The following is a 22987-nucleotide window of genomic DNA, read 5'->3' as shown; positions in this document are numbered from 1 at the left end:
TTCATACGCATACTTCAATTCAGCAACATCAAAAACTCAGCTGAGGACGCTTGAAAGGCTCGTCTGTTAAGCAATTTTTAATCAAAGCTTACTAGCCACTTAGCCTTGCCATTAAGTGCTGCCGTGAGTAATGGCCGAAGATAACTTCGTAGCATTGGCTACCCGATGTGCCCCCCAAGTGTTATCCATGGCTGACTTCACGCTCCAACTTTTCCACGCCGCTGATCAAGAGGGCAATATTACCGCCCTTGACGATGCTCCTCGGTTCTCAGCCGTATTAAATGCTCTAAAAAATCAAGATATTGATGGTGATGGCGTAGCAGGCTTTGCCAATACGCTGATTCTGTCGTCCGGGGATGCGTACATTCCTGGCGTATTTTTCAATGCCAGTACTGACGCGTTTGGCGGTGCCGGGCGTGGCGATATCTTAATTCAAAACGCCCTGGGGTTTCAGGCGATCGCTTTTGGCAACCACGAGTTTGACCAAGGTACTGCTCTGGTGGCCGATCTGATTGGTGGTAGCGAAGACGATCCAACTACAGAAATCGACGAATCATTTGCTGGAACAGCGTTTCCTTACCTAAGCGGCAATCTCGACTTCAGCACCGACGCCAACCTGGCCGATCTAGTCGTGCCCGATGCCGCCGCTCCCCAACCTAACGGCATCGCCGCCTCCACAGTAATTGAGGTCAATGGCGAGCGTATCGGCGTGGTGGGGGCCACAACTCCCACCATCAGCAACGTCAATGTGCGCATCTCTAACCCTGGTACTGTCACAGTGCTGCCCCAGCCCTTTGATAGCAGCCCCACACCCAAACAGCTCGACGCCCTGGCTGCCGAAATTCAGGCCGATGTCGATGCCCTGCTAGCCGCCAACTCCGACATTGACAAAGTTGTGCTGCTGGCCCACATGCAGCAGATTGCCATCGAGCAAGAGCTGGCCCAGCGGCTATCGAATGTCGATATCATCGTTGCCGGTGGCTCCAACACTCGTCTCTTTGACGAGAACGATCGCCCCCGCGCCAACGATACCAGCCAAGGTGCTTACCCTATTATTCAAACCGGTGCCGACGGCAACCCTATCGCCGTAGTCAACACCGACGGCAACTACAAGTATGTCGGTCGCCTGGTGATGGACTTCGACGAAAACGGCGTGCTTCTGCCCGAGAGCTACGACCCAACTGTCAGCGGAGCCTACGCCACCGACGAGGCAGGCGTTGCCGCCGTAGGCGGTGAAGGACTGGCGGATCCGGCGATCGCGGCTATCACCGCTGCCCTGCGCGAGACAATTATTGCCACCGAAAGCAACGTGTTTGGCGTTAGCGAAGTATTTCTCAACGGCAACCGGGGTGCGGTACGTACCCAGGAAACCAATCTCGGCAATCTCACCGCCGATGCCAACCTGGCGATCGCTAAGGAAGTTGACCCGGCGGCAGTCATTTCGCTCAAAAACGGCGGCGGCATCCGCAACAACATTGGCCAAACGCTGGTGCCCGCAGGCGGTACGGGCAACGCTGAGCTGTTGCCCAATGAAGAAATCCCTGGAGTAAAACCCGCCGGCGGTATTTCTCAAAACGACGTGGCCAATGCCCTGTCGTTTAACAACGCGCTCTCGCTGATCACAGTCACCGCAGAGGAACTGCTGGCGCTAGTTGAACACGGCGTTTCGGCCAGCAGCCTGAATGACAGCGCGTCTCCCGGTCAGTTCCCCCAAATTGGCGGGTTTTCTTTTAGCTTTGATGTTACGGCTGAGCCCGGTAACCGCGTTCAATCTTTGGCGATCGAGGCTGAAGACGGCACCGACATTGATGTAGTGGTGCAAAACGGCGAGATTGTGGGCGACCCTAGCCGCACCTTTCGCATGGTAACCCTCAGCTTCTTGGCTGACGGAGGCGATGGCTATCCTTTCCCCACGGGCGACACCACCAGCCGGGTTGACCTAGTGAATGAGACGGCCACGGCCACAGGCAACGCTACCTTCGCCCCCGATTTCAGCGAGCAGGATGCTCTAGCGGAGTATCTGTTCGACAATTTTGGTGCAGAAACGCCTTTTGCCGCCGCTGAGACAGGCCGCGAGCTAGACAGCCGTATTCAAAACCTGGCATTCCGCAGCGATGGCGTGGTTGACGATGCTGGCCCTGTCGATCCAACGGATCCTACTGAACCCACTGAACCCGGCGTCGATCCCGCATCGCTGCTGGTACCCTTGGGCACCTACAAGACTGGAGTGTTTGACGCCAGCGCCGCTGAAATCGTGGTCCACGATCCGGACTCCCAACGGCTGTTTGTAGTTAATGCCCAGGTTCCATCCGTGGAGGTTTTGGATATTAGCGATCCTACCAACCCCACCAAGCTGTTTGACATTGACCCCTCGGCCTACGGGGGTGGGGCCAACAGCGTGGCAATTAGCAACGGTATCGTAGCCGTAGCCATTGAAAGCGCTGAAAAAACCGACCCCGGCAGCGTGGTGTTCTTTGACATCGACGGCAATTTCTTGAACGCCGTTACCGTGGGTGCTTTGCCCGACATGCTGACTTTTACCCCCGATGGCACTAGGGTGCTGGTAGCCAATGAAGGGGAACCAAACGCTGATTACACCATTGACCCCGAGGGTTCGATCAGCATCATCGACCTGTCTGGAGGTGTCGATAACCTCACGCAGGCCAATGTCACCACCGCCGACTTCACCGTCTTCAACGCTCAGCGTGACGCCCTGGTGGCCGACGGCGTGCGGATTTTTGGCCCCAACGCCACCGTTGCCCAGGATGTTGAGCCTGAGTACATTGCGGTGACTGGCGACTCTAGCACAGCCTACGTGGCGCTGCAGGAGAACAATGCCTTGGCGGTAGTCGACACTGCATCGGGCACTATCACCGATATTCTGCCGCTGGGTGTGAAGAACCATAACCAGCCCACAGTGACCAAATTAGAGACCTACGAGTTCACCGATCTGCCGGTTTTAGGCACCACGGCTGCTGGCCAAGAGATTCCGCTAGGGGGCTTCTCTGGCCTCACCTTTGAGGGCTACGCTGACAACGGCAATCTCAAGTTCATTACCCATACCGACCGCGGCCCCAACGGCGAACCGACCGGCATCAACCGTCCTTTTCTGCTGCCCGACTTTGCACCGGAAATCATCCGGTTTGAGCTCGATCGCAGCACCGGCACCCTTGCCCTCACCGAGCGCATTCAGCTGCAAGCGGCACCGGGCGATTTGCTCACTGGTTTGCCCAACACCGCCATTAGCAACAATGCCAGCCAGCCATACAACGACGAAGTGCCGGTTGATCTCCAAGGCAACGTTCTGGAGCGCGATGCCCTAGGGGCAGACCTGGAGGGCATTGTTACGGCCCCGGATGGCACCTTCTGGATGGTGGATGAATACCGTCCAGCGATCTACCACTTTGACAGCAGCGGGGTCTTGATCGATCGCTTCGTGCCTGAAGGAACAGCGGCTGCCGCCGGAGAACCCGCAGGTACCTTTGGCACCGAGGCACTACCCGCAGTTTTGGCGCAACGCCGCCAGAACCGAGGGTTTGAAGGGGTTGCCTTCCAGGACGGTAAGGTGTACGCCTTTATGCAAAGTCCAATCCGTAACCCGGACACCCTGAGCAATGGCGTACTCAACGGCTCGACCAATATTCGAATTGTGGAGTTCGACCCCACCACCCAAACCACGCGCCAGTTTCTCTACCAGATGGACAACGGGCCAGCGGTGAGTGAGACGGATAGCCGGGCCGATAAAATCGGCGATGCTGTGGCGATCGGCAATGGAGAATTTCTGGTGCTAGAGCGGGATGATGATGCGATCGACAGCGACCCCTTGAGCGATATTCAGAAAAAGATCTATCGCTTTAGCCTGGGTGATGCCACCGATATTACCGGGCTGGATGACTCGATTGACGGCAAGACTGCAGATCAAATGACTGCGGCAGAACTAGCTGCAGCAGGGATTAAACCCATCAACAAAACCCTGCACGTCGACCTAGCGGCAGCGGGTTACAACACAGTGGAGAAGGTGGAGGGGTTGACCATTGTCGACAGCAACACCCTAGCTGTTGTCAATGACAACGACTTTACCGTTGCAGGTATTACTATCGACCCTGCCACAGGCACATTTACCCCCGATCCCAACGCGGAAACGCCAACTCTGGGGCTGCTCACCCTGCGAGGTAACGGTCTCGATGCCAGCGATCGCGACGATGCCATCAACATTCAGAACCTCCCTGTGTTTGGCCTGTATCTACCCGATGCCATTTCCCTCTATGAAGCTGGTGGCGAAACCTACATCGTCACCGCCAATGAGGGGGATGCCCGTGAGTACGACACCTTGGCCGAAGAAGCGCGGGTGAAGGATTTAGCCCTAGATCCGGTAGCATTTCCCAACGCCGCTGAACTTCAGGCTGATGAGGTTTTGGGTCGCCTCACCGTGACGACCACCCTGGGTGACACCGACGGCGACGGCGACTACGACGAACTCTACGCCTTTGGGGGCCGATCCTTCTCCATCTGGAATACCCAGGGCAACCTGGTCTATGACAGCGGCGCGGAGTTTGAAACGCTGATTGCCGCACGTTTTCCGGACGATTTCAACTCTGATAATGCTGAGAACGACTCCTTTGACAGCCGCAGCGACAACAAAGGGCCTGAGCCCGAAGGTGTCACTATTGGCGAGGTCAATGGACGCACCTATGCCTTCATCGGCCTAGAGCGGCTTGGCGGCGTCATGACCTACGACATCACCAACCCTGCTGAAGCGTTCTTCGTTGATTTCGTCAACAATCGCGATTTTGCAGGCGATGCCGAAGCCGGCACTGCTGGCGATCTAGGCGCTGAGGGACTGGTGTTTATCCCCGCTGCCGAGAGTCCCAACGGTAGCCCTCTGGTGATTGTGGCCAACGAGGTCAGCGGCAGCACCACGGTGTTTGACGCCAGTGCCCTCGAAGCCTTGGCACCCGATGTCCCTGGCGAGGAGGTATCTGATTTTTTGCTTGACCTGCGCGACATTACTGGGGATGTAGCCACTACCTTCTCCGTCAACCGGGAGGCAGCTTTCGACAACTTTGTGGGCTTCTACCAGATTGCCGATCTCAACGGCGGCATTGACCTCAACGGTGATGGTGGTGCTGACGTGACACCCGGTCAATCGGGGTATACCGAGGCGGCGCTGGTCAACCGCGCCGAGGCTGTGGCCCTAACCACTGCTAACCTAACCACGTCGGTCTTTGAGTCTACGGTAGCGGGGGGTAGCCTCTACGCTCCCTTCCTGATCGCCAACGGCAATTTGGACAGATTCAACTCTGACGAGGTGTACTTCGCCTTTGGCAGCGCCAACGCCGATGGGGTTGAGCACATCCGCGTTATCGATGGCGCGATCGGGTTTGAGGATCTATTTGGCGGTGGCGACAATGACTTTAACGACATCGTTGTGAAGGTTGCCGTATCTGTCTGAAAGTCAGTAGCAACTTAGTGTTAGCAATTAGCTAACCGCTAATTGGTTGGTTAAGTAAATCTTGAAAGCAGCAGGCTCAGTTTTTGGGCCTGCTTTTGTATTGCCGTTACAACACAGTTCTGCACCCCGCCTCGGCTAGATTAGGAAGATTTGGCCAAGGCGCAACAGCTCTAAAATCTAGGCGATCGCAACAAATCATTACACCATTACCAAGATATACACTATAGGAGAAATATTTCTTCAATTTGGCATATCTATCTTTAACTTAAGTCATTAGCTTTACCGCTAAGCAGCAAACTATGCTGGCGATCGCCCCATCTTCGACTACCGCTTTTACACCTTTGCCTAAGCCCAAATTAGCGCTGATAGATAATCACAATTCTTCTTGAGTAGGCATTTCAAAACAAAAACCACTCAAAGCTGTAGCTTCAACTACTAATTATTTCAACGCTTAGGCAAGCCCGCCTAAAAGATTCTGTTCTTGATAACTTACCTGAACAATGGGCAATATTTTGATAGAGAATAGAGCTTTGAGAATCCACTTTAAAAGCGCCATTGATGACATTTATACCTAGTATTGATGCTAGTCAACTGCTCGACTTTAATACCGCAGCCCTAGCCGTTTTAAACCATCTTCACGATCGGCTTGGATTTGACCTGTGGATGGTAACGCGCACTGAGGGTGAAGACTGGATTGTCTTACAAGCCGACGACACAGGCTATGGTGTCAAAGCCGGAGACGTTTTTCGCTGGTCTGACTCCTTCTGCTCTCGCATGATCAAAGGAGAAGGCCCTCGCATTGCCCCCGCTTCTGAAGCGGTAGTGGCCTACGCCGAAGCCCCCATTGGGCAACAAGTCAAAATTGGGGCCTACGTGGGCGTACCCCTGCTAAAAGAGGATGGCACCCTATTTGGCACCCTCTGCGCCATCGACCCTTTGCCTCAGCCCCAAGCTATTCAGCAGGAGCTGCCCTTAATCGAGCTTTTGGCCCAGCTACTCAGCCGCATTCTTCACGCCGATATAAAATCCGCAGAGCAAGCACGACTAGCCGAGCATTTGCAAACAGAAGCCTTGACCGATGGGCTCACCGGGCTCTACAACCGTCGCGGTTGGGACCAGCTTTTAGACAGCGAAGAAGAACGCTGTGCCATCTATGGCTACCCCGCCAGCATCATCGTCGTTGACATCGACGGTCTCCAGGCAATTAACGACAGCCAAGGCCACGCCGCTGGAGACCAGATTTTACAGCGCACTGGGGAGCTGCTTAAGCAAGTCACCCGCAAACAGGACACCGTCGCCCGCACTGGTGGCGATGAGTTTGCCATGCTCTGTGTGGAGTGTCCTTTAGTTGAGGGAGAACTGATTAAACACCAACTCGAAAAAGCCTTAGGCAAAAGCCAGCTTCATGCCACGGTGGGAATTGCGGGCCGCCACCCTAGCCAAGGGCTGCGATGGGCCTGGGCTAACGCCGATCGCGCCATGTACAGCTGCAAGCCTGCCAGCCAACAAAAAAACCATTAACTACGTGATTAAAAGTGGCCACAGGCAGTTATAGTAATATTCAGCTGGTCACCACCGTTGGCCACAACAACACAAACCAGTTTGACAAGGGCACACCTGTTATCTATACTGGGGAGTGTTGAAAAATAGGCCCCCATCGTCTAGAGGCCTAGGACACCTCCCTTTCACGGAGGCGACGGGGATTCGAATTCCCCTGGGGGTATAGCTTTAATAGCGCTAGAGCCTTGCAGTTTTTACTGCAAGGCTTTGTTTTTTACGGTATAGACCTGACTCTAGGTCAGGTGACAAGCTCTATCACTTCCAGTACTGTAAGGATCACCCAACGGGTTCAACCTTTTGCAGAGGGGAATCTATGACCTTCATTACGCTACTAGCAACCGCTGTCGGCATTGTCTCGGCGATCGCGCTAATTGTCGTGGGATTAGTGGAGGCTCCTTGGCAGCTACTGCTGTTTGGTCTCTTAGCCGCCCTCTATGGATTGCAGCGGCAAATTTTGGCCATTGAATCAGTTGCCGAGGTGGGCAGTGTCGTAGTGCCTACCGATGTGAGTGCCCAGAAAACTGCGACTTCGCCTCAGCCAAAGCAGGCAGAAGTAAGCATCACAGACAGTTCCTCAGCCCTAGAATCTGAGAGCAAGGAGCTGATTTATCGAGGCATTCGATATAGTGCCAGTCAGCCCGAGAATCCGCCACCGCTGTCCGACAAGAAAATCGAGGGTATTTATCGAGGGCGGCCTTGGAAGCGCTAGGCCTAGAATTCATCAGCTGTAATATTTCCCACTTTACGACACCTCAGCTGGGGCAAAAATGCTTTCGTCTTGGGCAAAAGCCTTGAATTCTAGGGCGTTACCGCTGGGGTCAGTGATAAACAGCGTAAACTGCTCCCCAACCTCGCCCGCAAACCGTTGGTAGGGCTCGATTAAAAACTCTACCTGGGCTTGGCGCAGGCGATCGGCCAAGGCGTGCCATTCAGCCGGGGTGAGAATAACGCCCCAGTGGCTAACCGGCACGTTGTGACCATCCACCGCATTAGTAGACACGATGGATTGGGGGTCAGCTTGATGAGCCGTGATCTGGTGGCCAAACAGATTAAAGTCAATCCAGGTCGATGACGTGCGCCCTACCGAGCAGCCCAGCACGGTTTCATAAAAGTGACGCGTGCTGTTCAGGTCGTACACTGGAAACGCCACATGAAAGGGGCGAAGCATTGCCATGTCCTCTAGGTTTACGACTGAGCCTAGCGCTAATAGTTCTAGGCCCGCCACAGAAGCCATCTACCCTCGCTATGCCCTCAACCACTGTACTCTCTACACCGGCCGGAGGGTGCTGCAAAACTACGCGTTGGTGATAAAGGGTAGCCGTATTTTAGACCTTGTACCTGAGGCCCAACTGCCGTCAGACTTACCTTGTCTCGACGGTCAGGGCTGGGCGGTGGCCCCCAGCTTTATTGATCTACAGCTCAATGGCTGCGGCGGCGTGATGTTCAATGACGCCATCACCGCCGACACCCTTGAAATCATGCACCGCACCAACCTCCAGAGCGGCACTACGAGTTTTTTGCCCACATTAATCACAACTACCGACCAGGCGATGGACGACGCCATGGCCTTAGTAGCTCAGTACCGTCAACAGCAGCCGTATCAAGTCTTGGGGCTCCATTTAGAAGGCCCCTATCTCAACTCCAAGCGGGGAGGGATTCACAGTCAAGCCCATATTCGATCTGCTGACAGGGCCATGATCGATCGCATAGTCCAGGCTGGGCCAGAGGTGGTCAAGCTGGTCACGTTGGCCCCTGAAGTTGTCTCCCCAGAATACATTCGGCAGCTGGCTGAAGCAGGCATTTTGGTATCTGCTGGGCACTCTGAGGCTAGCTTTGAGGAGGCATTGGTCGGATTTGAGGCTGGAGTTGGCATGGTCACGCACTTGTTTAATGCCATGTCTGGATGGCAAGGGCGTAGTCCTGGGCTGGTTGGGGCGGCGCTGAGCCAGTCCGATGTCTATGCCGGCGTCATTGTGGATGGACACCATGTTCACTACAGCTCTATAGATCTAGCGCATCGGATCAAACAAGACCATCTGGTGCTCGTTACCGACGCTACACCCCCCGTAGGCACTACTCTAGAATCCTTCGTCATTGGCGGACAGGAAGTGTTTTATCGAGACGGCAAGTGCGTCTCCGCCGATGGCACCCTTGGGGGAGCAGCGCTGACACTGATAGCTGCCATAGAAAACTGCGTGCGTCGAGTGGGCATTCCCCTGGCAGAATCCCTGCGGATGGCGACCCTGTACCCAGCCCGAGCCATCGGAGTTGACCACAGTCTTGGGCTATTGTCTCCGGGCTACCAGGCCAACATAACCCTATTTGACGCTGACACGTTCACCGTAAAAGGGGTAATTGATCAAGGCGTACTGGCTTGGTCTACAACAGACCTGGAAAAACAGTCAGAACCCTTAGATGTGAGGACGAGGTAGGCCTGCCACTCGCTGCTGAAGCAATTGAGCGGCCATTTTCTGGCTGCGCAAGCTAATCCACAGGCTGCACTGGTCCTCGGCAACAGACACCAACGCCCCAGCTCGCTGCTCTGAAAATTTACAGGCTAGGTGATATAGCCTTGTACGTTTGTCGGCTTCGACAGTTAAGGCCCGATAGTACAGTTCATTGTAGTGATGGGTGCCATCCTGCAGGGCGCCATTAAACCAAAACTTAAATACCTGAACTCGATTTTCGGGCAAAACCTTTGGCAGCATTGAAGCTCTCTCTTGACCTAGTTTCAGCATACCCAGTTGGTCTAGGGAATGCTGAAACTAGGTAAATGTAAGGGCATAGCTACTCGCTTTATTGACAAATAGTGCGGGCAAAGGCAGATTCGACTAGCGATCGCAAAATGTCCATACTGAGCGGCTGCACCAGCAATCCATCTAGCCCTGGAGTATCTTCGCTGTAGTTCCATTGCGGGCTGGTCGAGTCTGTTAAAGCCACGATCGTCATATCAGGAGCCTGCCCATGCTGTCGCAGGTGATTCACTAACGGTGGTGACCAATCTTGAAAATTATTGCCGACCAAAATAACGAGACAGGGTGCTCCCTGGTTGACGCGGGTAACCGCTTGCTCGGCAGAACTAGCCACAAACACGGGGTACTGCAGGTCAGTCTCTAAAGAATGAGCGTCGTCACGGTGATCACACTCTGGGTCGAGCACAAGGATATAGTCACGAGTTAAGGTCATGGCTGCAAACGACGCAATTGACTTCCATCTTAGCTAGTCCAAAAACAGCGTTTATCAACATAAGGCCGCTTTTTTTGGACTATAAACTAGGGTTTTCACGCCATTTTAGAAACTTAGACTTATTTCAATCTTCCGTTTTTTTTAGTCTGTCTAAAGGCATGCCAAAGCCCTCACATTGCAAAAGCAAAACTATAATTAAGTTATGCAAATTATTGAGCCAAAAATTACCGGCCATTCAGCTATTAATAACGTTCTGTACGATTAGCCCTCGATTTCGCCACACACCCTAGGTCATGGTTGGGTAACCCTAGCTACAAAAACCCCTAGGGGCCTTTGCTATGTTTAGCAAGTAAAATTTGCCGTTTATAACGAAACCCAGTGGGCGCTGTATCGGTACAGATTATTGAGGGCAACCCCCATTTGCGATCGCTCCTGGGCTGGCATCTTCAGCAAGCTGGCTACAGGGTTTTTCAGTCGGCAGATGTTGTCCGCACTCGTGACCTTTTTCAGAGCCGACAGCCAGACTTAGTCATTTTAGACTCGCAACTTCCCGACGGGGACGGTGTTGAGCTGTGTAAGTGGTTGCACAGCCAGGGGCAACCCCTGATTATGATTCTCTCGGCCTGCAATACAGAAACCGATATCGTGACCGGACTAAGAGCCGGAGCCGACGACTACATGACCAAGCCCTTCGGCATGCAGGAATTTTTGGCCCGAGTCGAGGCGCTAACCCGGCGCGTACGGCTGATGAGTGCGCCAGCATCTCTCACTTATGGCGACTTGAACATTGACCTAGTGCAGCGGCGCGTCAACTTTCGCGGCGACTACATCGATTTGACCCCCCAGGAATTTAGCCTGCTATACGTGCTGACTCAAGCGGCCGGCTCTCCCCTGAGCCGTACCGATTTACTGCGGCGCGCTTGGCCTGATGCGATCGACAATCCTAGAACCGTCGACACCCACATTCTCTCCCTGCGCAAGAAGATCGAGGTTGACCCGAGGCAGCCTAATATCATTCAAACAGTGCGCAACGTAGGCTATCGCTTCAATGTTGAGCGCGTTTCCGCCGAGTCTAACGGCCATAGCCCTCGGGTTGGCGCCTCCTTAGCCTCTTCCTATTTGAGTTGAGACAGTTTAGAGCGGCTTGAATTAGCTAGCAGAGCCAAAGCAACGCCTCAAGCACCATAAAACTATGGTTAAATCCCCATTGCATCGCGATTGGGATTCACTTAGGGCGACTGGTTAGTTGAGTACCCAGGCGGCCTAAAGAAATAGGCCCCAAAGTCAGCTGTGGCGAGTTTTGGTGAATTGGACTATAATTCAGAAATCCTTTCATGCTGCCCTGCCAACCCTGTGTTCACAACTCTTTCGCCCGTTGCCGCATCCCCAACCCACGATTTGGTTGACGCCATCAATGCTCTTAAACGAGAGCTGAATGCCGTTGTTTTAGCGCACTATTACCAAGAGTCTGATATTCAAGATGTAGCTGACTACATTGGCGATTCTTTGGGGTTATCTCGCCAAGCAGCCGATACCAGTGCTGATGTAATCGTGTTTGCCGGGGTGCACTTCATGGCTGAAACTGCCAAGATTCTCAACCCCGATAAGCAAGTCTTGCTACCCGACCTCAAAGCAGGCTGCTCTTTAGCTGACAGCTGCCCTCCCGATGCCTTTGCGGCGTTTAAAGCCGCGCATCCTGACCACCTAGTGATTTCATATATCAACTGCACGGCCGCCATCAAGGCCATGAGCGACATTATTTGCACTAGCTCCAACGCGGTCAGCATTGTACAGCAGCTGCCGTCTGAGCAAAAGATTATTTTTGCCCCCGACCAAAACCTGGGTCGCTACGTGATGCAGCAGACGGGCCGGGACATGGTGCTGTGGCAGGGCAGCTGCATGGTGCACGAAACGTTTTCAGAAAAAAAGTTGGTACAGCTTCAGATGAATCACCCCGAAGCTGAGGTGATTGCCCACCCCGAGTGCGAAGCGGTGGTGCTGCGCCATGCCCATTTTGTCGGGTCAACAACAGCTTTGCTTAAGTACGCTCAGCAAAGCCCTAAGTCTGAGTTCATAGTGGTGACAGAACCAGGCATCATTCACCAGATGGAGAAACAGGCCCGGGGCAAGGTCTTTATTCCGGCACCGCCCGTAGCATCCTGCACCTGCAACGAATGCCCCCACATGCGTCTCAACACCTTGGAAAAGCTTTACCTAGCAATGAAGTATCGCCAGCCCGAGATTGTTTTAGACTCAGAACTACAGCGCCAAGCACTGAAGCCTATCCAGCGGATGCTAGACCTCAGTGCGCCTTAATTTAGATAGCCCTAGGACCCCTGAACAAAGCTCTTCAGCTCGGCAGCAAGATGATCAATTAGGCTGTCATGGTCCGTATCTAGGGAACTGCTGTCTTGCTCGATGCGCTGTACGACCTCATCGGGCAGATTGAGCAGCGACACCAAACGGTTGTAGGCATCTGCTTCCTGTTGGTTGATCAGCTCTTCACCGGGAGTACGGGCGCTAGCACTAATCACCTGACGGCCTAATTTAAGCACCAGCTCTCGCTCAGCGGGGCGGGTTAGCTTGGGAACCAGCTCTTCGAGAGGCAGGTTTTGCATTAAATAGTCGCGCAACTCGTCCCGCAGGGCAGCCTGCTGCTTGGCATCGCTGGCAAACAGGCGACTGAACTGATCGAGCATGACACCGACTTCTTCGTCGGCTAGGTGGCCGTCGCTCCAAGCCATGGTTGATGCAATGCGCAGCAGAGTCATCTGGCTGGGGGTGATGGACGGAGGCAGGGGAGGTTGAATAGGCATAGCAATCTCCGGGGTAGTGAACTACGTCGGGCAGCTGATGATGACAACCTACCATAGGGATTTAGAGAGGCTAGCTAACTTTAGCAATCTCTACAAATTCAGGTAGATGAGGGGCGACTTGCTATAGCCGCCCAGCTAAATGGGCTAGCTGACGCGTATTTTTAAGGTGCAGCACTGAGCGGGCATTGTCTTCAACAATCCAGCCTTTTTCGACTAGCTTGGCCATAATTTTGTTGGCTTCTTCGGGGGTGATGTCGGCCAAGTCGGCAAGGTCTTTGCGGGGAATGTTGAACAGGTCAACACCGTCACCTACTGGCTCACCGTAGGCCTCCTGGATCGCCGTGATGGTGGCAGCCAGTTTAACCGCAGGGGGCTGATGACGTAGCTGAAAGCGCAAGTTGGTCTGACGCAGCCGCTGCACCATAATTTGCAACAGCCGATGGTGTAACTGGGAGTCTTTAAACAGGGTTTGAAGAAATCGCTGTGCTGAAATGCTCATCAGCTTGACAGCGGTCATGGCGACGACGTCAGTGGAGCGAGGTGACTCGTCCAGAATGGCCATTTCACCAAAAAAGTCGCCTCTGCCTAGCACCGCTAAGGTAATAGAACTGTCTTCAGCATGGCGGCGAACCTTAACCCAGCCGGATTCTATAAAGTAAACGGCATTGCCCCAAGCATCTTCCATGACTACAGCTCGGTTAGCTGGATAGTCATGGCGGGTGGCTACAGACAGCAGCCACTCTACGGTTTCGGGGCTCGCCCCTTGCAACAGAGGATATTGTTCGCTCAGCGTATCGGCTTGCATAAAAGGCATGGTTAAAGGGTGACGGCTCAGGACTAGCTAGACAAGACCACGATCGGCCTATACCTGTCCATGGTACCCAGAATCTTAAACTGACCGAAATAGCGACACTACCTAGGCAGCCCGATCGCACTGACAACGTCACTCAAGGGCGATCGCAGCGCCTCTACATAGCTGGGCCAGCCCACCACAATGGGCTGATGGTGAGCCAGGGTCTGGGGAGCTACATCGGGCTCCGTAAAGCGAATCGGCTGCCCAGCCAGGTCGCAGCAGATTAGCCCCGCCGCCTCGGCCAAAGCCAGGGGGCCAGTAGTGTCCCACAGTTTGACCCGACCGTTGAGGTAGATGTATAAGCCCGCTTGGCCAGTAATTACCGCCAGCACCTTCAGTCCAAAGCTGCCCAAAGAGAGAAACTGAACGTTAGGAAAACGACGGGCGATCGCAGCGCCAAACCGGCGCTCATCCTTATCGCCAATGACCATAGACCAAACATTGGTTGGGTCAAAAACAGGCTCTCGGGGCATTAAGGGCTGAGGTGCGCCACCGTCCGTCTGCTCAAACAGACCCCAGCCTGGACCACCCCATACCAGATGTCGCGCAACTGGCGCATAAATCCAGCCTGCTTGGGGCATGCCGGCCACGACTTGCCCTACCATCACCGCGTAATGGTCCCCGCCTTGAATAAACTCGTCAGTGCCGTCGATAGGGTCCACGAACCACAGGGGGCGATCGCCGTTAGAAGAAAGCCCCTGGCCCTCGCCCTGCCGAAACTGCTGCACCGTGGCTCGGTTTTCTTCAGTAATAATGCCGTCTTCCGGAAAGATCGCCTGCATACCCGCCAGCAGCTTTTGATCTAGCAGCTGATCGACCGTAGTGACATAGTCGTCCACACCTTTTTCAAACACCTGGAACGAATGTTTGGGCTGCTGGCTGGCATAGTCGCCACAGGCAATCAATAGCTGATGCAGGGCCGACAAATCGGCGGGGCGGATGGGCGGCATACCAGGCTAGACCACAGAACCCCGATGCTGGGGAGGTTAGAGATAGATCAGGGGCGATCGCCCAGTCGGAAGATCTGATCACTCCGTTAGTGTAATCTGGCCCGGTAGCAGAACACTACCGACCATAGATACAAAAAATGGGCTGGTCAGCACAAGCTAACCAGCCCACTTCAGGAACGCGATGCAGACTTACTGAAGCACCAGCTTGACGTTGGCGTTCTGCAGACCAGGACGCTTAACCTCAGCCAGGGTCTTGTTGACTGCGTACTTTTGGTTGATGGAGTTGATCAACTCAGTCTGGTTGTGCTTTTTGGCAACACCCCAGAGGTCAGCGATCAGATCGAAGGAGCCATCGGCATTACGAGACCAACCCAGATCGTACTCACCATCCAGAACGGCGACAAGGTCGGCGCGCACACGCTGGCCGTTGTAACCGCGAACATCAGCTTCGGTCTTAGTGGCAATACCCAAGTCAGATAGTGACTGCTTGAGAATCTCAGCATCGGTCACTTTGGTGCGAAGGGTGCTGAAGTGAGACATGGTGTTTCCTCCTGTAGGGAAATTGAGAGAGACAACGAGGTTTGAGAGAGACGAAACCAGTTAGCCACGGGCTATCTGGATACTAACTGCTAGCAAACGCTAGCCCTTCCCCCGGATACCGCCGGGAGGAAAGCCTTTAAAACTCCATCCGCTGATACTCAGCGACGGAGGCTGCCGCCGGACGGGCCCGCTGGCGGGCCCAGTCCCGCAGGGCGGTGACCTGCTCACTCATAGTCTTCGACAGCGGCATCGTGGCGCGAATAGCCGCAATAATGTCGAGTTGAGTGAATTCACGTCCTTGGGCAAACGCTTCATACATGGCCGAAATCAGCCCCTGCTCGATTTCAGCTCCGGAAAATCCATCGCAGACCTTGGTCAACTGGTCGAGGTCAAAGCGCTCAATGTCGCGACGGCGCTTTTGCAGATGGATTTGAAAAATATCTTTGCGCTCTTCGGCATTGGGCAGGTCAACAAAGAAGATCTCGTCGAACCGACCCTTGCGTAGAAACTCACCGGGCAGCTTTTCGACCCGGTTAGCTGTGGCCATTACAAACACCGGCGAGGTTTTCTCCTGCATCCAGGTGAGGAAGGTGCCAAAGATTCGGCTTGAGGTTCCCCCGTCAGAGTCAGATGAGCCGCCGGCTCCACCAAAGGCTTTATCGATTTCATCAATAAATAAAATGGCAGGAGAAATCGATTCGGCGGTGCGTAGAGCGTTGCGTAGGTTAGCCTCAGAGCGGCCAACCGTAGAGCCGTCGTACACTCGACCCAAGTCGAGGCGCAGCAAAGGCAGACCCCAAAGCCGAGAGGTCGTTTTAGCAATTAGCGACTTACCGCAGCCCGGCACCCCCAAGATCAGCATGCCCTTGGGCTGGGGCAGGCCATACTCCCGTGCCCGCTCGGTAAAGGCATCAGATCGCTGCTGAAGCCAGTGCTTGAGTTCTTCGAGACCACCTACAGAGTCTAGGGTCTCATCCACATCCATAAACTCAAGAATGCCGTTGCGGCGAATCAGCTGCTTCTTCTCAGAGAGAACAATGTCAACCTCTTCGGCAGTGAGGCGCTTAGCCATCACCCGCGCCTTGCGGTAGACTTTCTCAGCCTCGTCTCGGGTAAGGCCTAAGGCAGCCTTCAGCAGCTTCTCGCGCTCTTCAGTAGAGATGCTGTTGCCGCGGGCACGGTTCATCTCCGTGGAGAGCACTTCGTCGAGTTCTGCCATATCGGGCAGTGGGAAGTCGAGCAGGACAACCTCTTTCTCGAGCTCGATGGGGATTTCCTGTACAGGCGACATCAGCACGATGGTTTTGCGGGTGCCCTTGAGCGCCACAATGGAGTCACGCAGGCAACGAGTTACCGCTGGAGAATCTTTGAAGGGGTGCAGGTCTTTGAAGATAAAAATGCCAGGTTCTCGCTGTCGAATAACCCACTCCACCGCCGCCTCAGGGGAAACCGTGTTGTTGTTTTGGGTACCAGTTCCTGGGGAGCCAACCTCAACCATGCCTCGAGTCATCGTCCAGGTAAAGACCCGCATGGGAGCCTTAATTTCAGGGTCCCTGGCAAGATGACGCGCCACGGCGGCGATGGTTTGCTCAGCCCGTTCTTCCTCGAAGGTGACCAAATAGATCAGAGGATATTGGGCTTGTACCAGTACGTTCAAATCCTCTCGCATGACCATATCCCTTCTCAGGCGTGTGGGGCAGTGAAACTGCTGTCTAGCTAACTACAACCAGAGCAGCCAAATCTGTACCTAGCAAACAACCAGCTCTCCTTCCTCTCGGGAACCGGGATTGGCAGCAACCTCAGGCACAATGGCATCACCTAAAGGACTACCCTGAGCCGCACCAATGCTAGCAATCTCAACCAGCTCACCCTCACGCAGCACCACAGGGGATGCACAGCTCGGACAGCTATGAATACGATGGGTCTGACCAAAGGAAGACTCTATGCTCTCAGCAACTACGTCACTGTGGGCCAGGTAAAAATCAATGGCGCGCTTAGCAATGGAAGACATGGCCTCGCCCTCGACAGCAGAGCGAATCTTTAACTGACGGTGCAGGTCGGGGGGTAAATACAGCGTGACCTTAGTAGCTTTCTGCTCTTCCATAGCGCTTTTCTAAATAGGTGTGACCCGGGTATGTAGTCACCTTAAGCGGCCTGCCCCAGGCTGTCAAGCCAGCATACTGTCATAACGTCATTCTTGTAACATTGCTTTACACACAACTATATTCCTTAACTTCCACTGCCTAACCAACTGAGCATGCCCGTGCTTCTAAACCTAGGTAGAGATAGGGTTTAGCTAAGGTGGTTACAGTTACCCTAGCGAGAAAATCGCCCTTTGAGCAGGGACGTAAACTTATACGACAGCCAGAGAATTTCCTTGGGGCAGGCCGATATGCTCGTTAGAGTGACCAGAGCGAATCGGTTTGTAGGGTAAAAGTTCCCGCCGTCGTTGCTATGGCCATGGCTCAAGTTCAATCCCTACAGTTGGGCTCTGCCGCCGATGGTAGGGAATGCTGTGGTTGTTCTGTACCTATGTCTCCACTAGCTATGAAACCTACTGCCGCCCAGGGTATGCCCGCTACCCTAAGCTCCCAAGTAGCCACGCCATCTTCACCTCAGGATGGCGTCTTTCAGCAGTGGTATGGGGAGGGAGAAAGGCTGGCCGATGCTGGGGACTACGATCGCGCCCTGCGGTGCTTTGAAGAGGCCGCCATTCTTGCTCCTGACCAGGTGACGGCTCTGGTCTATCAAGCGGTGTGTTTGATTCATTTGGGGCAGCCTCAGCAGGCTTTGGGAGTAGCTGAGCGAGTCTTGGCGATCGCCCCCGACCATCCTCAGGGCTGGCTCTACCGAGGTGTAGCCCTACACCGGCTGAGCCAATACAAAGACGCCTATGCCAGCTATGCTCGGGTTAAGCCATCCTGATTAATTCAGGTCTAACTAAGGCCATCTCATTCTCTTAAAAGAGTACACTTGAACGCACGAAGATCATTCTCTGAGCGTTGGCTATGGTTGGGGTCGCATCACCCACAGCGGCGTTTCCTTCGTTGGAAACGGCCCTAAAACATCATTTTGGCTACGACCAATTTCGCCCAGGGCAGCGATCGGTGATCGAGGCGGTGCTGAAGAATCAAGATGCCCTGGTAATCATGCCCACTGGGGGCGGCAAGTCGCTGTGCTACCAGCTGCCTGCCCTGCTCAAGCTAGGGGTGATGGTGGTAATCTCGCCGCTGATTGCCTTAATGCAGGACCAGGTGGATAGCCTGACTGATAACGGCGTGGCTGCCACCTGCCTGAACAGTTCCCTTGACTTCGCCACCATTCGTCAGCGAGAAGCCGACCTATTGGCGGGCAAAATTAAGCTGCTGTACGTGTCGCCCGAGCGATTGATGAGTCCGGGCTTTTTTGGGCTGCTGGGGCAGTTGATCCAAACCGTAGGTGTGAGCGGCTTTGCCATTGATGAAGCCCACTGCGTGTCGGAGTGGGGGCATGACTTTCGCCCCGAATACCGGCAGATGTCGGTGCTGCGGGAGAAGTTTCCTCAAATTGGAGTGATGGGGCTAACGGCCACTGCCACCGAGCGGGTGCGGGTCGATATTGCCCAGCAGTTGCGGCTGCGCGACCCGCTAGTGCAAGTGTCAAGTTTCAACCGGCCCAACCTATTCTACGAGGTGCGCCCCAAAAGCCGCGACGGCTATCAAGAGCTGAGGCAACAGGTTAAGCAGCACCAAGGGTCTGGAATTATCTACTGCCTCAGCCGCAAGCGAGTCGATGAGCTGGCCCAACGACTAAGGGAGGATGGGGAGTCAGTGCTGCCCTACCATGCTGGCCTAGCGGACGATGTGCGGCGGGAAAACCAAACTCGGTTCATTCGCGACGATGTGCGGCTGATGGTAGCTACGGTGGCCTTTGGCATGGGCATCAACAAGCCCGACGTGCGGTTTGTCATCCACTACGACATTCCCCGCAACATTGAGGGCTATTACCAGGAGAGCGGGCGGGCTGGGCGCGACGGTGAACCGGCTCACTGCACGCTGTACCTGGCCTACAGCGATGTGACCACGGCGGACTATTTGATCAGCCAAAAGCCCGATGAAGCCGAGCAGCGCATTGCCCGCCAGCAGCTTAGACAGATGGTGGACTACGCTGAAACCACGGTGTGCCGCCGCCGAGTGCAGCTGAGCTATTTTGGCGAAACCCTAGGCGACCACCTAGAGGGACCGTGTCACCAGTGCGATAACTGCACCAACCCGCCGCCAGTGGAGGACTGGACTGTTGAGGCGCAGAAGTTTCTCTCCTGCGTGGCCCGCTGTCAGGAGCGATTTGGCATGGCCCATATCATCGATGTGCTACGGGGCTCAAAAAAGCAGAAAATTATGGATCTGCGCCACGATCAGCTCTCAACCCACGGCATTGGCAAGGATCGATCGGTAGACGAGTGGCGGTTGCTGGGGCGATCGCTCCTCCACCAGCGCCTAGTCGATGAAACTACCGATGGCTACCCGGTGCTCAAACTCAACGCCGCCAGTTGGCAGGTCTTACTCAAGCAAATTTCCGTAGAGGTAGCCGTACCGAAGGATTTTACCCCTGGCCCCGCCGAAGCGTCCACGCTTGAGGACACTCCTGAGGTGGCCCAGCTCTTAACTGTGCTCAAAGCCTTGCGCAAAAGGCTAGCGGATCAGCAGAGCATGCCCCCCTACATGGTGTTTCCAGAGTCGGCCCTGCGGCAGATGGCTCAGACCCGGCCCCAAACCCTGGAGGCATTTGGCGAGATGTCAGGGGTGGGTAGCCATAAGCTTGATCAGTACGGCGAAGTGTTCACCGCCGCCATTCGACAGTTTTGTGCTGACTATGGGTTAGAGTCTGCTCCCGGAGCCGCTAAAAGGAGATTGCGTCCAGTCCGAGAACGCCGTCAGGCCGTGGGCGACACCCACCGCCAAACGCTGGAGCTGCATCGCCAAGGGCTGTCTATTAAAGAGGTTGCCGCCCAGCGTGGGCTCAAAGTCACCACCGTCGCCAGTCATCTAGAGCAGCTAATTCGCCAGGGTGAAACGGTGGATATCGATCAGTTGGTCAGCGCCGATCGCCAGCGGGCCATTGTTGATGTGCTGACGGAAATGGAGCAGGGGTCGCTGACAGAAATGCGCGATCGCCTAGGTTCCGCCTTTAGCTACGAAGATATTCGCCTGGTACGCGCCGCTTGGCAGATGGAACAACAGCCATAGATTAAACCACTCTCAACCATGCGAGTTTTCTGGGGAAGCCTGGGAGCTAGGAGGTGTAACTGACAGTTCTAGGGTGTTGAGCAGCTCTGCGAGACGGGTTTGATCGGTTAGGTAGAGATAACCGATCAAAGCCTCAAACGCGGTGGACTGCTGATAAATTTGGCTGTCAACCCGTCGGGGACCCCGAGACGAGGCATTGCGTCCTCGGCGTAATAGATCTTGTTCAGCAGCGGTGAGCAGCGGCAAGAGCTGCTGTACTTGGTAAGCCTGCTGCTCAGCCCGAACCTGGTTGACGACTTGCTGATGAAAGGCCTGAATACGTTTGGGAGGTAGCAAAAAACTCCCCCGCACAAAGAGTTCGTAGACTGCATCACCAATGTAGGCAAGGGCCACGGGGGATAGGGCGTTGACCTGCTCTAGGGTCAGGGATCCAGCAGGACTATAAGCACCAAACTGTAGCAGCCGCAGCAGGCTGGCCGAAGGCTCGGGGGTTAGGTCAGCCACAGCTACCTCTGGCTAGGCCAATAAAGACCTAGGGCTATTCACTGGGCGGGTTTTCGAGATGGGCGATCGCATCTTCAACCGAGGGCTGTAACGACAGAAACTTCTCTAGCCGCACCAGCTTCACGGTTTGGGTAACGCGAGGGTTTGTCACCACCTGCACGGTGCCACCTTCGGTAGTCGCTTTTTTGACAAGCTGCACCAGGGCACCAAGACCAGAGCTGTCAACAAAGTCGATAGTTGCCAAATCTAGAATGATGTTGTTCGGCCCCGCTTCGACGTACTTGGTCATTACCTTACGAAAAGCAGGTTCTGAGAAAGCGTCTAACAAGCCCGTGAGGCGAAAAAGTTGATAGGTTCCCCTGACATCGCGGGTGCCTCGTAAGCTTACGGTCAGGGTTAGAGATTCAGCGATGGGAAACCTCCTCGTGCTCCAATTCGACGTTAAATATAGGTCAGGATACTGCTGACCGCAAGGGGTGAAACCGTACCCCAACCGGTTGACCGCAAAGCTTATAGCCTGAGTCAGATTTGAATCAGGGTTGCTGCCCTACTGTAGACAGATAGCATATAGCGGTTTGGCTAAATTTTGCCAACCTGATTAAGAACCCTGTCAACTGGCGTGGCAATAATCACCGTTAGACGGGTAACTGTTGCTGGCGATGGGTGCGCATGGAATCAACGAACTTGGCGAAGAGGTAGTCGGCATCGTGGGGACCAGGGCTAGCCTCGGGGTGATATTGCACCGAGAACAGGGGCAGAGTCTTGTGAGCTAACCCGGCTACGGTCTGATCGTTGAGATTGAGATGGGTCACCGTCACCGTGTCTTCAGGAATTGAGGCTGCGTCGAGGGCAAAGCCGTGATTTTGACTGGTAATCTCCACCTGGCGTTCTAAACCGCAGGGTTGGTTTAGCCCCCGATGGCCAAACCGCAGCTTAAACGTAGATGCCCCCAGCGAGAGCCCTAGGATCTGATGGCCCATGCAAATGCCGAAGGTGGGGAGCGAGTAGTCTAAAAGCGCCTGCACCAGCTCTGGGGCCTTGGTCACCGCCGCCGGGTCGCCAGGGCCATTTGACAGAAAAATGCCGTCGGGCTGATAACTCATAATTTGCTCGGCAGTAGCGCTGGCAGGCACCACAACCACCCGGCAGCCATAGCTAGCCAGACGGCGCAGAATGTTGCGCTTTACCCCAAAATCAACGGCAACTACGGTTAGTGGAGCACCTTCGCCTGGGGTTGGAACGGTGGGGCCAAAGGCCCAGGCATCGTCGGTGACCTCAGTCCACTCATAGGTTTGCTCGGTGGTGACCTGATCGACCAGGTTAAGACCAGTCATTGAGGGCGCATCCTGGAGCTGGCGCAGCAGCTCTTGGGGGTCGAGCACGGTGGTAGAAATGGCTCCATTCATCGCCCCTGCCGTGCGTAGCTTGCGAGTCAGGGCGCGGGTGTCGATGCCAAAAATGCCGGGAATTTTGTGGGTCTTAAGGTAGTTGGGCAACGACTGGGTGGAGCGCCAGTTGCTGGGGATTTCGCAGATGTTGCGGGCGATCGCACCCTTAATATGGGGCCGACTCGACTCTTCGTCGTCGGGGTTGACGCCGGTATTGCCCAGCTCGGGGTAGGTAAAGGTGACAATCTGACCACAGTAGCTGGGGTCGGTCATGACTTCTTGATATCCCGTCATACCGGTGTTGAAGACGACCTCACCCATAACGGTGCCCGGTGCCCCAAACGACCAGCCCCGAAACACCGAGCCGTCGGCCAACACAAGCACTGCGGGAGGGGCATCAGGAAAAACCATGGCGATTTGTTCAGCGCTAAGAATCGCTATTATCCTAAGGCTAAAGGACGGCTTTCAGCCATTTGATCGCTATTTCAGTGAGAGGTAATTCTCCCCAAATTA

19 protein-coding genes, 1 tRNA gene and 1 pseudogene are annotated in these 22987 nt (G+C 54.7%); 9 read left to right on the top strand and 12 right to left on the bottom strand.

Going from position 1 to position 22987, the window contains the following annotated elements; all coding sequences use genetic code 11:
* Window positions 1–196 precede the first annotated feature (196 nt).
* The 4 genes and pseudogenes from H6F59_RS26290 to H6F59_RS07360 all read left to right on the top strand — a co-directional run.
* Window positions 197–5452 (top strand): annotated as a pseudogene (locus H6F59_RS26290) (choice-of-anchor I family protein); the annotation flags it as partial.
* 558 nt (window positions 5453–6010) lie between these two features.
* Window positions 6011–6973: a sensor domain-containing diguanylate cyclase gene (locus H6F59_RS07370; protein ID WP_190696998.1), complete on the top strand. Its 963-nt coding sequence runs from the start codon at window positions 6011–6013 to the stop codon at window positions 6971–6973.
* A gap of 129 nt (window positions 6974–7102) precedes the next feature.
* Window positions 7103–7175, top strand: a tRNA-Glu gene (locus tag H6F59_RS07365).
* A 150-nt stretch (window positions 7176–7325) separates the two neighbouring features.
* Window positions 7326–7721 carry a hypothetical protein gene (locus tag H6F59_RS07360; RefSeq protein WP_190696994.1) on the top strand — a complete coding sequence of 132 codons (396 nt, stop codon included), beginning with the start codon at window positions 7326–7328 and terminating at the stop codon, window positions 7719–7721.
* A 33-nt stretch (window positions 7722–7754) separates the two neighbouring features.
* On the opposite strand, the gene H6F59_RS07355 is transcribed toward H6F59_RS07360, so the two are convergent.
* Window positions 7755–8186: a VOC family protein gene (locus H6F59_RS07355; protein ID WP_190696992.1), complete on the bottom strand. Its 432-nt coding sequence runs from the start codon at window positions 8184–8186 to the stop codon at window positions 7755–7757.
* Between H6F59_RS07355 and nagA the strand changes: the two genes are divergently transcribed.
* Complete coding sequence (gene nagA / locus H6F59_RS07350) at window positions 8185–9444, top strand: N-acetylglucosamine-6-phosphate deacetylase (RefSeq protein ID WP_190696989.1); 1260 nt, start codon at window positions 8185–8187, stop codon at window positions 9442–9444. The two genes, H6F59_RS07355 and nagA, sit on opposite strands and share 2 nt — an antisense overlap.
* On the opposite strand, the gene H6F59_RS07345 is transcribed toward nagA, so the two are convergent.
* Both H6F59_RS07345 and H6F59_RS07340 read right to left on the bottom strand, forming a co-directional pair.
* On the bottom strand, window positions 9424–9720 hold the full coding sequence (locus H6F59_RS07345) for a hypothetical protein (protein ID WP_190518094.1): 297 nt from the start codon (window positions 9718–9720) through the stop codon (window positions 9424–9426). The genes nagA and H6F59_RS07345 overlap by 21 nt on opposite strands.
* A gap of 88 nt (window positions 9721–9808) precedes the next feature.
* Window positions 9809–10198 carry a hypothetical protein gene (locus tag H6F59_RS07340; protein WP_190518097.1) on the bottom strand — a complete coding sequence of 130 codons (390 nt, stop codon included), beginning with the start codon at window positions 10196–10198 and terminating at the stop codon, window positions 9809–9811.
* Window positions 10199–10576: 378 nt separating this feature from the next.
* Between H6F59_RS07340 and H6F59_RS07335 the strand changes: the two genes are divergently transcribed.
* Window positions 10577–11326 (top strand): response regulator, encoded by a 750-nt coding sequence (locus H6F59_RS07335; RefSeq protein ID WP_190518099.1) that lies wholly within the window; start codon window positions 10577–10579, stop codon window positions 11324–11326.
* A gap of 225 nt (window positions 11327–11551) precedes the next feature.
* Window positions 11552–12514, top strand: a complete 963-nt coding sequence (nadA, locus tag H6F59_RS07330; RefSeq protein WP_190696986.1) for a quinolinate synthase NadA — start codon at window positions 11552–11554, stop codon at window positions 12512–12514.
* Window positions 12515–12525: 11 nt separating this feature from the next.
* Here the strand turns inward: nadA and H6F59_RS07325 are convergent, their stop codons facing one another.
* From H6F59_RS07325 to H6F59_RS07300, 6 genes are all read right to left on the bottom strand, one after another.
* The gene (locus H6F59_RS07325; RefSeq protein WP_190696983.1) at window positions 12526–13014 is read right to left on the bottom strand and encodes a TerB family tellurite resistance protein; all 489 of its coding nucleotides are present in this window, start codon (window positions 13012–13014) and stop codon (window positions 12526–12528) included.
* 121 nt (window positions 13015–13135) lie between these two features.
* A complete protein-coding gene (locus H6F59_RS07320; protein WP_190697292.1) occupies window positions 13136–13819 on the bottom strand; it encodes a Crp/Fnr family transcriptional regulator in 684 nt (227 codons plus the stop codon).
* A 107-nt stretch (window positions 13820–13926) separates the two neighbouring features.
* A complete protein-coding gene (locus tag H6F59_RS07315; protein ID WP_190696980.1) occupies window positions 13927–14817 on the bottom strand; it encodes a 3'(2'),5'-bisphosphate nucleotidase CysQ in 891 nt (296 codons plus the stop codon).
* 189 nt (window positions 14818–15006) lie between these two features.
* Window positions 15007–15357 carry a DUF1257 domain-containing protein gene (locus H6F59_RS07310; RefSeq protein WP_073606628.1) on the bottom strand — a complete coding sequence of 117 codons (351 nt, stop codon included), beginning with the start codon at window positions 15355–15357 and terminating at the stop codon, window positions 15007–15009.
* 136 nt (window positions 15358–15493) lie between these two features.
* Complete coding sequence (locus H6F59_RS07305; protein WP_190518108.1) at window positions 15494–17026, bottom strand: AAA family ATPase; 1533 nt, start codon at window positions 17024–17026, stop codon at window positions 15494–15496.
* 78 nt (window positions 17027–17104) lie between these two features.
* Window positions 17105–17461, bottom strand: coding sequence for a hypothetical protein (locus H6F59_RS07300; protein ID WP_190696977.1), 357 nt, complete (start codon window positions 17459–17461; stop codon window positions 17105–17107).
* A gap of 443 nt (window positions 17462–17904) precedes the next feature.
* Between H6F59_RS07300 and H6F59_RS07295 the strand changes: the two genes are divergently transcribed.
* Both H6F59_RS07295 and recQ read left to right on the top strand, forming a co-directional pair.
* Window positions 17905–18282 (top strand): tetratricopeptide repeat protein, encoded by a 378-nt coding sequence (locus H6F59_RS07295; RefSeq protein WP_190696973.1) that lies wholly within the window; start codon window positions 17905–17907, stop codon window positions 18280–18282.
* An 83-nt stretch (window positions 18283–18365) separates the two neighbouring features.
* A complete protein-coding gene (gene recQ / locus H6F59_RS07290) occupies window positions 18366–20582 on the top strand; it encodes a DNA helicase RecQ (protein WP_190696970.1) in 2217 nt (738 codons plus the stop codon).
* A gap of 12 nt (window positions 20583–20594) precedes the next feature.
* Here recQ and H6F59_RS07285 read toward each other — a convergent pair whose 3' ends face one another.
* From H6F59_RS07285 to carA, 3 genes are all read right to left on the bottom strand, one after another.
* Window positions 20595–21086: a ribonuclease III domain-containing protein gene (locus H6F59_RS07285; protein WP_313887140.1), complete on the bottom strand. Its 492-nt coding sequence runs from the start codon at window positions 21084–21086 to the stop codon at window positions 20595–20597.
* Between the two features lie 34 nt (window positions 21087–21120).
* On the bottom strand, window positions 21121–21498 hold the full coding sequence (locus H6F59_RS26705; protein WP_073606624.1) for an STAS domain-containing protein: 378 nt from the start codon (window positions 21496–21498) through the stop codon (window positions 21121–21123).
* Between the two features lie 223 nt (window positions 21499–21721).
* Window positions 21722–22885 (bottom strand): glutamine-hydrolyzing carbamoyl-phosphate synthase small subunit, encoded by a 1164-nt coding sequence (carA, locus tag H6F59_RS07275; protein ID WP_190696967.1) that lies wholly within the window; start codon window positions 22883–22885, stop codon window positions 21722–21724.
* Window positions 22886–22987: the final 102 nt, after the last annotated feature.

The sequence above is a fragment of the Nodosilinea sp. FACHB-141 genome, assembly GCF_014696135.1.
GTDB lineage: Bacteria > Cyanobacteriota > Cyanobacteriia > Phormidesmidales > Phormidesmidaceae > Nodosilinea.
This window is presented reverse-complemented; position numbering and strand designations above follow the sequence as displayed.